We start from the raw sequence: 12,701 nt of genomic DNA on the forward strand, positions 1-12,701 counted from the left end.
GACGAAGCCGGTGACGGCGCCGGTCAACGCCGGGTTGGCGTCGCCGTAGAGGCGGGTCGCTGTCATCGCGTCATAGGTGAGCGTCGCCGGGGTGATCATGCCGACGGCGCCCGATGCGGTGGTCGAGGCGAGCTGATAGCCATAGACGTTGATCGCACCATTGCTGGCCGAGGCAATATCAAGGCCGCTGGCGGTCACGATCTTGCCGGTGCCGGCATTGGCCGTGTCATAGGCGATGCCTGCGAGCGAGGTCAGTGTCACACTGTCGCCACCGACCGTGGGCGACATCGCATAATTGCCCGAAGCCAGGGTCGCCGTGGTCGTGCCGTCATAGGTTTTGGTGGTCGCGCCCGTGAGGCTGGCGGTCAGTACTGGGGCCAGCGTATAGAGCAGGCCATTGCCGCTGGTCTCCGCCACGGGGGTGACGCCATAGGCCGCGTTGTACTGGATAAAGCCCGGCGTCAGCCCGCCCAGCCTGTTGTCGGCGGGGTTGGCCGAATAGGCCAGCCAGCGATTGCCCGCGTTCAGCGCATTGGCGCCGGCAATGTTGGTGAAGGCGCCGCCCGAAGCGAGCGTGATCGTGTTGGCCGTGATCGTTTCGGCCAGTGTGAGCGGGCCATTGGCGACAAGCGTAACGTCATTGCTGCCGAGCGCGAGCGCGCTGTCGAGGGTGAAGCCGCCGGCCCCGGTGGCATTGACCCTGATCGAGCTGGACGCCAGCGAGGTTGCGAGAGCGGCATAGCGGTCGGTGCCGAAGGCCGTCATCGGCGCTGTGATAAGCGCCGACCAGGTCGGTGCGGCGGAGGTGATGTCGCGCCAGCCCGAGGCGATGGACAGGCCTGCCAGATGGCCATTGGCACCGATCGTCAGGCCATCGCTATAGCTCAGCCCGCTGGGCGCCGTGGCGCCGGCGAGCGTGATGCTTTGGCCCAGACTGCCGCCCGAGGCCAGCGTATGGGGAGCGACGATGGCATAGTAATAGCCATTGGCGCCGGTGGAGATCGTGCCGCCCAGCTGGTTGCCACCCTGGTAGAGGGCAACCTGCGCCGCCACGGCGGCCGCGCCGGTGCCGGTGGTGGCATAGCCGGAGATGGCCTGCACATAGCCGGGATAGAAGTGGCTCAGAAACGGATAGACGCCGTCCATGCCACCCGAAAAATAGTTCGTCAGATTTGCCGCGACGGAAAAATACGTGCTGCCCGAGAGCGGTTCGAGGCCCTGCAACTGCCGGGTGGTCAGCCCCGTGCCGCCCGCGCTGCCGGATTGGCCGCTGGTTTGAATATCCCAATAGCCGTTGGTGATGGTTGCAAGATCATTGAGCCCGACAAGCCCGCCGACATTGGTGGTGCCGCTGACTACGCCAGTCGAGTAAGTGCTGGTCACATAGCCGTATTGGCTGTTCCCCAGATCACCGGAAGTCTTGCCGATCAGGCCGCCGACATTGCTGGTGCCGCTGACGGCGCCGGTCGCGTAGGCGAAGCCCACATTACCCTTGTAGCTTTCCCCGACCAGGCCGCCAACATTGCTGACGCCGCTGACCGCGCCGGTGGCGAAGGATAAGCCCGTCGAGCCGTAGCCGACCGGACCTTTGGACAGGTATCCCACCAACCCACCGACCCTGTTGACGCCACTGACGGCGCCGGTGGCGTAGGAAGCGGACGACGCCGCCTGATCGGAATGCCCGACCAGCCCGCCGACATTGTTGATGCCGATGACCGCGCCGGTGGCATGGCTCTGGTACACGGACTCTCCCGCCGTGTGATATCCGACCAATCCGCCGACATTGTCCGAGCCGGTGACGGCGCCGCTGGCATGGGATTCGCTCGCGCTGCCCGATCCGACCAGGCCGCCCACATTTGTGGTACCGGTGACGGCGCCCGTGGCGTAGGAGCGCCCCACCCCCCCAGATCCGGCCAGCCCACCGACGTTGCTGATGCCGGTGACGGCGCCCGTGGCGTAGGAATCTGCCCCCGAGCCATATCCCAGCAACCCGCCGACATTGTTGAAACCAATGACTGCGCCGGAGGCATGGTTGCCGAACACATTGCCTTGGCCGTACCCGGCCAGTCCACCGACATTGTCGCGGCCGCTGACCGTGCCGGTCGCGTAACTGCCACGGACATCCTTCAAATTATATCCGACCAGCCCGCCGACATTGTCGCGACCGCTGACCGCGCCGGTGGCGTATGAATTGCCCACCCTTGGCTGAAGATTTACGGACTGGATCGAATTGTTGCCCACCAGGCCGCCGATATTGTCGCCGGAACCGGTCACCGTGGCTGAGGCATGGCTCGAATCCACGTTGCCCGAATTGCTGCCGACGAGCCCCCCCACATCCCCAATGCCGCTGACCACGCCGCTGGCATAGGAATTGTTGATCGTGCCGGTCTGAAAGCCGACGAGCCCGCCGATCACGCGCAAGCCGCTGACAGTGCCCGCGGCATGCGAGGCCACAATCAAACCGTTGTTCTCGCCCACCAGGCCGCCAATTACGCTGGTGCCGCTCACGATACCGGCGGCGTAGGAATTGCTCACCGTGCCAGCGTTGCTGCCCACGAGGCCGCCGGTGTAGCTCGCGTCAAGGTCAAGATTGTAACCGGTGACACGGGCGGTGGCGTAGGCGTTCTGCACGAGGCCCTGGTTGTAGCCGATCAGGGCACCGGTATAGTTCCTGCCGGTGATCGAGCCGCCGATCACACCGATATTGCGGACTGTGCCGGTAAGTTGTCCGATCAGCCCGACATAGTCGTAGTGGAAGAATGAAATGTCTTCGACAGGGATGTCGTTGATCGTCAGGTTGGAGATGGTGTGTCCAAGCCCGTCCAACGTGCCATTGAAGATGGTGGCCACGGCCCCCATACGGTTCGGGCCGGCATCGAGATCATGCGCCAGCGCGTAGCGGCCCGTCTGGTTATCGATGCCTTCGATACCCGCCATCGAGCGCACCAGCATGTATTCATGGCCATTGACATGCAGCGTCTGGCCGCTCTGGCCATCGGCAAAGGTCAGGGCGCTGCCGGCGCCGAAGGTCAGCCCGCCGGTGGTTGTGTTGGCGGTGGAATGGCTCAGCCGCACCTGGCCGCCGCCGGTGACGGATATCGGCGCATTGATCGCCAGGTCGCCGGCCGAGGCCATGGTCAGCGCATTGCTGCCCGCCAGCGTGATCGATGCCGCGACGGTCAGCCCGCCGGCCGTGGTCTGGACGCCGAAGCCGGACGAGAGGTCGAGCGTCTGGTCGAGCGTGAAACCGCTCGCATGGGTGGCGATGTAGAAGGGCGCGAGTGCCGCCAGCGCGCCCTGCTGGGCGCTGCTCAGCGAAGCCAGCGTACTCGCACGCTCGCTCTGCGCCGTGGAATAGAGCGTGGATGTGGTCGATGAGCGCAGATAGCCGCCATAGAGGTCGACGCCGGCGGCGGTGCCGGCGGCCTGCACCAGGTTGGCGCCAGTCATGGTGCCAGTGGCTGCATTGTTGGCGGTGGTATAGGCGAGGACCCGCGTTCCGCCGGAGGCCAGCGTGCCGTTGGGCATGAGGATGTAGTAGTAGCCGTCGGCTCCGGTCGTCACCGGGGCCAGGTTGGCGCCACCGGCGCTGGCGAACACGTATTGCGCGCCGCCCAGGCCCGAGGCGAGCGGTGTCGTTCCTGCGTTGGAATAGGCATAGCCGGAAATGGCCTGTACACCGTCCGGATAGAAGCTGGCCAGGTAGGGATAGAGTCCCCCCGCGCCGCCGGCAAAGGCACTGCCCAGCGCGGCGGCGCCGCCCGACTGGAACTGCGCGGTGGTCAGGCCGGCCCCGCCGCCGGAACTGGTCGATTGCCCACTGGTCTGGGTGTCCCAATAGGCATTGCTGGTCGTGCCGGAGGTGGCAAAGCCCACCAGTCCGCCGGTATTGGTGTTGCCGCTGACCGCGCCGGTGGCATAGGCATTGGTCACAGTGCCGCTGATACCTTCGCGGGCCCAGAATCCCAACCCCACCAGGCCGCCGACATGGTTGGCGCCGGTGACCGCGCCGGTGGCATAGGCATCGATGACCCGCCCCGAGTTGAGCCCCACCAGCCCCCCGACACTATCGGCGCCGCGGACCTCACCGGTGGCATAGGCACCGGTCAGCCTGCCCAACTGATTCTCCCCGGCCAGCCCGCCGACGTTGTTGCCGGTGCTGCTGACCGCGCCGGTGGCGTAGATGGCTTCCAGATAGGCCATGTTCGTGCCGATCAGCCCGCCGACATAGTCGCCGGTGCCGGTGACCGCGCCGGTCGCATGGGAGCCGCGCAGACCGCTGGTGTTGTGACCTATCAGTCCGCCGACGAAATTGCGTCCGCTGACCGCGCCGGTGGCATATAGAATATCGGTGCTGAAGGGGCTGTCACCGTTGTACCGCCCCGCCACCCCGCCGACGTAGTCGGCGCCGCTGACTGCGCCGGTGGCATAGGCGTTGGTCAATCTGCCGTCGTGAAACCCCACCAGCCCGCCGACATAGTTGCCGGTGCCGTGAACCGCGCCGGTCGCATAGACGTCGGTAACGACGCCGCCGTACCCGCCCCCTGAAAAACCGGACGAGCCAATCAGTCCACCGACATAACTGCCGCCGCTGACCGTACCGGTGGCATAAGAGTTGGTCACCATGACGAGGCCAGAGTTGTGAATGGGATCGGCGATACTCGCCCCCACCAACCCGCCAATGGAGTCGTGGGCGTTCGGGCCCGCCACGGCGCTGACCGCACCGGTGGCATATGAGCTGATGATTCTGCCTTCAGTGTTGACGCCCACCAGCCCGCCGACCCGGAATTCGCCGCTGACCGTGCCTGTGTTATAGGCGTTGCTTATCGTGCCGCCGTTGTTGGCTCCCACCAGCCCGCCGGTGCCCTCGGGGCTTTCAAAGCCAATTCCGCCGCTGACCACCGAACCGCCGACCAGACCGATGTTGCGCACCACGCCGTCCGTGCCGTTGCCCGCCGCGCCGTAGCGGCCGAGGCGGCCGATCAGCCCTATCGGACCTGAAACGCGTGAGATAATCGTCAGGTTGGAGATGATGTGCCCCGACCCCTCCAGCGTTCCGTAAAACGTATCGGAGATGGTGTTCCCGATCAGCGCATCGTTATAGGTCCGACCGCTGGCATCCAGGTCATGCGCCAGCGCGAAGTAACCTTCGCCGAAGTTCTGTCCCGGCAAGGTCTCGACGTCAGACATCGAATAGAGCAACGTATAGGCCTTGCCATTGATGCTCAGCGTACCGCCGGCGCCGGACGTCAGGGCGGCGCCGGTGGACGACCGATAGGTCAGGCTGCCGGTGAAACCGCTGCCTGTCAGGCCGAACGAGAGATTGGACGTCGAAGCGGGATTGTAGTTCAGGGCGACCGCGCCCGCGCCCCGCACCTGGATCGGGGCATTGATGGCCAGGGCGTGGGTGGCGTTGAGGAACAGCCCCGCGCCCGTCGCGCCGCCGAAGGTGATGGGGGCGTTGATGGTGATGTCGTTGGCGGCGGTCAGCGTCAGCGCCGTGCCGGCGGTCCATGAAATCGCGTTGGCGACGGTGATATTGCCGGCCTGTGCGCCGCCCGAGCCGGTGGAGATCGAGACGTTGGCGCCCGCCAGCGCGGCCTGCAGCGTTGCCACACTGATGACGCTGTCGTTGCCGGTCGCGGTGAAGCCGGAGGCGTTGCTGTCTGCGTCGCCGGAGATGGTGACGTTGTAGGGGTCGAGCAGCAGGGTGCCGAAGCGGCCGTTCGCCGCCGAGAGATCGGTATAGCCGGTGTAGTCGAGCAGCGCCTTGCCGGAGACCTCGACCTCGCCGCCATCGCCAGACAGCGCGCCGCCCTTGGCGGAGATCAGGCCGGCGAAAGCCGTCCTGACGTCCGACCACACCACCACATCGCCGCCATTGCCGGTGCTGGTGGCGTCGGCCTTGATCGTGCTGGCCGCATCGATCGAGACCGTCTCGGCACGCGCCAGCGTGCCCTTGCCCTGCCTGTCGCCGCCGATCCTGACCGTGCCGCCGCCGGTCTTGCCCGACGCATCGAGCGTGGCGCCGGCCAGTTTGATGTCGCGGCCGGTGACGGTGACGCGGCCGCCCTTGCCATCGCGCGAGGCGACGTTCAGCTTGCCGGCGACCACGACCGCGCCATGGCCGCCATCGAGCGTGATGTTGCCGTCGCGGCCGGAGACCGAGCGCGCCGCGACGACCCCGGACATGTTGATCGCCTGCCGCGCCGCATCGCGGGCCGCGGCCGCCTTGATCTCGACCGTGCCGCCATTCGCCCTGATCTTGCCCGAGTTCGAGACGAGCGCTCCGGTCCCCGGGGCATTCGTGGGCACGCCGACCTGCAGGAAGCCGTCGCCGGAGAAGTCGAGCGTGGCGAGTTCGCCGGAGCCGAGACCGACCTTGCCCATCGGCACCGAGATCGTGCCGGCATTGTCGACCGTGCCGCCGATCAGCGCCGCATAGCCGCCGGGGCCGACGGTGATCGTGCCGGCGTTCGAGACGGCGCCCGATGCGCCATTGCCGGTGAAGCCGCGCTTTCCGTTGAGGAAATCGCTGTCGGAGATGCCGAGCGTCGTCGCCACGAAGCCGGAGCCGGCATTGACCGTGCCGGTCGGCGTGATCGAGATGCCGTTCGGGTTGACCAGCACGAGCTGGCCCGTCGCCGTCAGGCTGCCGGCGATGGTGGAGGTCGTGGTCCCGGTGACCCGCGCCAGCATCGCCGCCGACGTCGAGGGCTGGACCACGGCGACGCTGCTGCCTGTTCCAATCGAGAAGGACTGCCAATTGGTGACCGCCGCGGCGGAGGATTGATTGACCACGAGCCGGTTCGGCGCAGCCTGATTGATCGTGACGGCGCCTGCTGCGACCGTGCCGCTAGTGGGCAGCGATTGCGCGACCGCCACCATCCGTGGGAGGCCGACCAGGAACAGGCTCGCGGAGGCGAGCGCGGTGGAGGCCAGCAGCGAGCGAAGCAGCCGATGCCTGGAGTGACGGCCGACGGGCGTAACAAAGCGGGTCATGCGACGCCTCAAAACTGGAGTGCGGACGATATCGTGAAGCGGTCGGCGGCAGCTCTGCCGTCGTTGCGATATTGGTGACCCCATTCGAGCGACAGCGCCGCCTGGGCAATGAAGCCGCTGAGGTCGTTGGTCTGCGGACTGCCCGGCGGGTTCGGCGCGGCGCCGAAGCGAATGCCAAGGCCGAAGGATCCAGCTGTCACCTGCCTGCGCTCGACCGATGTCGGCTGCATCAGCCAGACGGAACCGATGGCGCCGAAGGCGTAAGGCGAAACGCTCGCCGCGCCGGTGCCGAGATCCACCGCCCATGGCGACGACAGCTCGGCCCGGCCGACGATGCCGCTGTCGCCCTGGAACGTGCCGGCGTCGAAGGTCGAGAGCGCGTTGCTCCCGACGATGCCGATCTGCTCGGCGCGCGGCAGGGGCTTGCCGAACGAGGTCTGTGCCCGGGCGAAGAGGTCCAGCCCGAGATGCTCGGCGAGAAGCTGGCTGTAGCGGCCGGAGAGTTCGAGCTTGCCGAACGACGCGTCTGCCCCCTGCCGCGACAGAGGCAGCTCCGCCGTCGCGCCGGCTGCATCGCGGGCACCCAGCCCGTCGATCCCGAGCGAGGCGATGACCCTGCCCGACATGAACGCTCCGCCCGGCGTGAGGCCGGAGATCTCGGTGGTGCTGCGCAACACCCTGAGCCGATCGAGCGAGAGCGGGGCCGCCACGGGCACGACGAGGGACAGGGTTTCCTGTTCGGCGTCGAATGCCAGTTCCGACGACAGGTTAAAGCTGCGCGAGCGGACCACCGCGTATTTCAGCCGGGCCGAGAAGCGCTCGAACTGCGAATAGAACTGCTGGCCGGCCGACGCATTGGGGGCGGTATCGGTGCGGATCGCCTCGATATTGGCACTCCAGCCATCGGCACCCAGAGGCAGCACCATGCCGACCGCAAGCTGGCGGTTGGTCGGGTTCGACCGGAAGAAGCCATGGCTGCCGCTGAGGTCCGGATAGCCCGCGACCTGAACGTAGAGCTGCTCGCCCAGCCGGAAGGCCGAATTCAGCTGCAACGCCAGCGCCGGATTGACCCTGCCGAGCGACGGGCCGAGCGTGTTGTCGATGCTGAGCGAGCCCGTGACGGGCTTGTACCGCGCCTCGACGACCAGCATGCTGCTCCCCGGCTGCTTGCCGGCGGCAAGGGTCGATTTCAGCAGGGTCCCCGGCGCATCGCCCGCCAGCACCAGCGCCCGCTCGATCTCGGCCAATCTGAGGGATGTCCGCCCGACGATCGGCGCCAGCACCGCCTCGATCCGGGATTTGACCGGCTCCGGCACGTCCTTGGTCTCGATTCGCTCGATGAAGCCATCGATGACGACGATCTTCAGCGTCCCGCCGTGCTTCAGGCTCTGCGCCGGCACGACCACGCGGGTCAGCACATAGCCGGATTGCCCGTAAGCCGCTTCCAAGGCGCGTGCCGCCGCGAAGATCTGCGCGACGGTGACGGTCTGGTTCGTCAGCGCTTCACCGAACGCCGCCCGCGCCGCCGCAACGCTCGCGTCGGCGGCATCAAAACCACCGCCCCCGATCACGACGCCGGCCAATCGCACTTTCAGCCGCTCGGCCCCTTTCGGCGCGTCGGGCCCCGACAGCTCCGGAACCACGACCTCGCTCAGGGCAGCTCGCGCCTGCGGGCGCACCGTGGCAGGCGTGATCTGCGACGCCGTCTGCGCGAAGGCGGCGGGCACCCCAAGACCGAGGATGAGAAATGTCGCGCAAAGGCGACGCAGGACACGACGAGCGGTCATCGCGGACACGCGACGCCGGCGCAATCTCTGGCGGCTTGTCCTGAGGCTCGCATGGGGTCAGAGACGTTCCTTCGCGAGCGCGTCGAGCGCTTGGCCCAGGCCCCGCAACGACAACGGAATCGTCAGCTCGCGTCCCGACGAATCCTTGAAAACGATGCGGCCGGCCTGACTCGCGCCGCGCCAGCGCCTGAGCGCGTCGTCGTCCAGGGCCGAGTCCGCGAAGCATCCGCTCGGCAGACAGCGCCGCCAGGGCAGATCGACTGTTTTGACGTCCTTTTCGTCGGAGGCGATCTGGACGCTGCTTGGAAAGGAGACGCTGACCGGCAGCGCCGCCGTCAGACGCAACGGGTCCGCCGGCTTCAGCCGGCCGATCGCGACCTGCGCGATCGGCGCGGCCTGCCCCTGCACCTGAATGGCCTGGCTGACCTCGCAGACACGCCCGACCTTGCCATCGGAGTCCAGGCGCTGGCACCGCAGGCTCCAGTCGCCGAAGCTCGCCGTCGTCACGCCCGGCTCGGACGGGACGGGAGCCGGGACTGCCGCAGGGGCTGGGACTGCCGCAGGCGGCGCAGCTGTCTTGCTCCCCACCGGCTGGGCCAGTGCCGACGGGGCCGACAGGAAGGCGCCCGTCACGAGCAGGACGCCTGCGCGTCGAACGAGAGGTCCGAGGGTTGGGAAGCGGCGGATCATGGAGACTCCAGCGACGTGTGGCGTTCGGTTGTCAGCGCGGCGCGCTTCGTGAGGCGCGCCGCCACGAGACGCAGCCCTCGCGCTGGCATTGTCGTGATAGAGAGCGGCTTTTGGGCCGCATAGCTGGCAGCCCGCAGAAAACGGCCGCCCCCCAAAAATGGTCAGATCGGCGCTCGTCGCTGGCTTCACGCCGATATGGCATTGCTGAGACCCGGGCCGTGCGCGCCTTCGAAACAGGCTTCGAAGGCCGCATCGATGATCGCCAGCTTCACGGCCTGCGCCGCGTGATACTCGCGCCGAAAGCCGTCCGAGATCCAGAGCGGCGAACGGCCCCGCGTCCCGTTCCAGCCGATGCTGCCCATCGCCTCGGCGGTGGCGAGCTTGCGTCCGAGCTGGGTGCGCGACAGGTTGAGGCGCCGTGCGAGCCCTGACACAGACGTCACGTCGGTTGTCACCCGCCCCAGACCGGCTTCGACGATGCCTGTTTCGGTCTCGCCTTCTTCGAGCCTGCAACGGGCGATCAGGCGATCCATCACCACGCCGCCATCATTGACCCAGGTGAACAGCGAGAAGGTCTTGTCGGGCTGGCGAACCTCGCGCGACGCCAGCAGGCCGTCGGCGATCAACGGCTGAATCGCGCCCAGAAGCGCCGGCTGGGCGGACAACGCCGCCGACCGCTGGCCGCCATCGAGCGCGTCCAAAGTCGTCAGATGAATTGCGAGCCACTGCAGCAGCAAGGCGAGTGTCGACGGCGACGGTTCGAACGGCCGCCTCCGCTTGTGCTGGCTGCAGGCGATGTGGCGCAGGATGTCGTATTTCAGCATCTCGTTGACGAAGGCCGCCGCGGTATTGCGGCTGGCGAGATCGTGACGCACGACGAGTTCGCCGACCCGCTCCGCCAGCAGGCCGCTGCCCGGCTCGGAGGTTTCGTTGCGGAAGTATTGCGCGAGCGCCGCTTGCGACATCAGCCAGCGCTGCTGGGTCGCAAACGGCGATGCCACGCGTGGGCTCGCCTGATGGAGGAGCAGAAGCGCCTGCGCCTGGCTGCGAGCGCAGGCGCCAAGGGCTGGATGCGCCAAGACATGGTTGGCATTCACCGCCATGGGCCGATCGTTTCGCTTCCCGGTTCACGCAGTTGTTGCCGCGACGGACCGGCGGATCCCCCGCCGATATCAAGACGTTGGATTTGGACGTCGTAACGGAAACCCAACTACGGTTTCGACATCCGCTTCGTCCTGAAAGGAAGCCGCGCATTTTTTGAAAGTTTTCTGATATCTTGCTTCAGGCGGCGCCCCGGGCTGGGTTTTTGACATTGCCGCAACGTCGTTTGATGTAGCTGCACGGCGGAATAATCGGGGCGTTTGAAGGCATGTTGCTGCGGTTTGCGGGTTTTGAACTGGATCGGCAGCGCGCCACATTGCGCCGCCCCGTCGGCGAAGCCGTGAAATTCCGGCCGAAAACCCTCGCGATGCTCGTCCTCTTCGTCACCAATCCCGGACGCGTGCTGAGCAAGCAGGAATTGATGGACGCGGTCTGGCCGAACGTCCATGTCGGCGAAGACAGCCTGTTTCAATGCATCCGGGAGATCAGAACCGCGCTTGGCGACGATCGACGCCAGTTGATCCGGGTCGTGTCCGGCAGCGGGTACGTGTTCGAGGCCGAGGTGTCGGCCGAGCCGGCGACCTGCGGCGTGGAGGCGCCGTCGCCCGCGCCCCGCATCTCAAAAGAGGCTGGTCCTGCGGTCGATCCTGTCTCGCCATGGCGTCAGTTCGGGCTGCGCCGCCGCGCAATGGTCGCGATCGTCGGGCTCGGCGTCATCCTCGGACTGGTCATCGTCGCGATGACGGCCGCTCCGGGGCTCCCCCTGGCAGCCAGGACGCCCTCGATTGCCGTGATGCCGATCGCCACCAGCGACGAAAACGGCGGCGCTGCGGCCATGGCGGCCAATATGACGACCCGTCTCGCAGACCGTTTGGCGCAGATCGACAACATCCGTGTCGTGGCGCCGCAGAGCAGGCAGCAGGCGGACTACGTCGTGAGCGGCGAACTTCGAAAAACCGAACGCTCCTGGGAGACGCAGGCGCGCATGACACGGACGGCGACCGGCGAGGTCGTCTGGACCGTGCCGGTTTCCGGGGTGGTGGACGAATCCGACTTGGGCTTGCAGCAATCCCGGCTCGTTGCGGGAGTCGGTTATCCGCTCGCGCTGCGCATCAATGCCCTCATCAATGCCGACACGCAGCCCGTCACGCCCGAGGGTCGCTCGTCGGCCGGCAGCGCCAAGGTCGTGATCGAGCAGGCCACCGCGTCCATCACTCAGACGTCGCGAGAGCGCTTTGCAACGGCGCAATCCATGCTGGAAAAGGCGCTCGGCGAGGATCCAGACAATGTCGATCTCGCCATTGCGCTCGCGGCCCTTCAGATGCGCGGCGTTCAGATGGTCTGGTACGATCCGGCGGAGAGCGCCGCCGCCGAGGCCAGCGCAGAATCGATCCTGAAACGCGCCTTGCGGGTCAAGCCGAGCAGCATCCCGGTCCTCGACGCCTATTGCCGCTTCCTCAACGCCATCAATGAATTCACCGAAAGCCTGGTGGTCTGCGCCAGGACGCTGAACTTCAATCCGTGGCACGCACCGGCGCTGACCCATATCGGTCTCGCCCAACTTCAGGCGGGACGCTTCGAGGAAGCGCTCGCCTCGTTCAAGCAGGCCGATCGCTACGACACGCCGCAGGTCTCCCGCTGGACCTGGCAGCTCAATGTGGGGATGACCTACCTGTTGATGAGCCGCAGCGAAGACGCATTGCCGTGGCTCAAAAAGTCCATCGCCATCACCCCGGCATCCGGGCGCAGCCATATGCTGCTGTCTGCCGCCTATACGGGGTTGAATCAGCCGGCAGAAGCGAAAGCGGCCATGGATAAGGCCATGGCGTTGCGACCGGGGTCCAACCTGGGCAATGTGCTCCTGCCCCCCAAGAACGCCAGCCCGGTCTTCATCAAAGCGACCGAATGGATCGTGAAGGCATTTCTCGCGGCTGGATTGCCCGAGCATTGAGCCCATCATTTGCAAGGACGTGACTCAGCGAACAGCGTAAAATCTTGGCGCTATGATTTCGTCTCGCGCCGAAGTGATGACGCCCCGCAAGCAGCACCGTCCTTGGTTGGCGCGGAGGAGGGCGCTTGGTTGCTGCGTCGTTCGCGCCTTTCGCGCCTTCCTCCAACCGG

General features: G+C 66.6%; 6 protein-coding genes and 1 pseudogene. 2 read left to right on the plus strand and 5 right to left on the minus strand.

The genetic code is table 11. The features are described 5' to 3' along the window. The 4 genes from C4S73_RS21755 to C4S73_RS21770 all read right to left on the minus strand — a co-directional run. A partial coding sequence (locus tag C4S73_RS21755; protein ID WP_160115873.1) for a GLUG motif-containing protein occupies positions 1 to 7,002 on the minus strand: 7,002 nt, incomplete at its 3' end. 8 nt (positions 7,003 to 7,010) lie between these two features. Beyond that, complete coding sequence (locus C4S73_RS21760; protein WP_103874623.1) at positions 7,011 to 8,789, minus strand: ShlB/FhaC/HecB family hemolysin secretion/activation protein; 1,779 nt, start codon at positions 8,787 to 8,789, stop codon at positions 7,011 to 7,013. Between the two features lie 57 nt (positions 8,790 to 8,846). Continuing rightward, on the minus strand, positions 8,847 to 9,296 hold the full coding sequence (locus C4S73_RS21765; RefSeq protein WP_244595715.1) for an invasion associated locus B family protein: 450 nt from the start codon (positions 9,294 to 9,296) through the stop codon (positions 8,847 to 8,849). A gap of 368 nt (positions 9,297 to 9,664) precedes the next feature. Beyond that, positions 9,665 to 10,480 carry a hypothetical protein gene (locus tag C4S73_RS21770; RefSeq protein ID WP_244595716.1) on the minus strand — a complete coding sequence of 272 codons (816 nt, stop codon included), beginning with the start codon at positions 10,478 to 10,480 and terminating at the stop codon, positions 9,665 to 9,667. Positions 10,481 to 10,947: 467 nt separating this feature from the next. On the opposite strand from C4S73_RS21770, the pseudogene C4S73_RS28770 reads away from it, so the two are divergent. Continuing rightward, a pseudogene (locus C4S73_RS28770) lies at positions 10,948 to 11,073 on the plus strand (winged helix-turn-helix domain-containing protein); the annotation flags it as partial. 170 nt (positions 11,074 to 11,243) lie between these two features. Here the strand turns inward: C4S73_RS28770 and C4S73_RS28775 are convergent. Then, entirely contained in the window at positions 11,244 to 11,417 is a 174-nt protein-coding gene (locus C4S73_RS28775) for a hypothetical protein (protein ID WP_244595721.1), read from the minus strand. A 34-nt stretch (positions 11,418 to 11,451) separates the two neighbouring features. Here C4S73_RS28775 and C4S73_RS28780 point away from each other — a divergent pair, with 34 nt between their 5' ends. Next, the gene (locus C4S73_RS28780) at positions 11,452 to 12,531 is read left to right on the plus strand and encodes a tetratricopeptide repeat protein (protein WP_244595720.1); all 1,080 of its coding nucleotides are present in this window, start codon (positions 11,452 to 11,454) and stop codon (positions 12,529 to 12,531) included. Positions 12,532 to 12,701: the final 170 nt, after the last annotated feature.

The organism is Allobosea lathyri (genome assembly GCF_900108245.1).
Classification (GTDB): domain Bacteria; phylum Pseudomonadota; class Alphaproteobacteria; order Rhizobiales; family Beijerinckiaceae; genus Allobosea; species Allobosea lathyri.

Excerpts from the sequence above, each read along its gene's own strand:
- C4S73_RS21760 (WP_103874623.1), bottom strand. The coding sequence starts at position 8,789 with ATGACCGCTCGTCGTGTCCTGCGTCGCCTTTGCGCGACATTTCTCATC.
- C4S73_RS28775 (WP_244595721.1), bottom strand. The coding sequence starts at position 11,417 with ATGGCCGCAGCGCCGCCGTTTTCGTCGCTGGTGGCGATCGGCATCACG.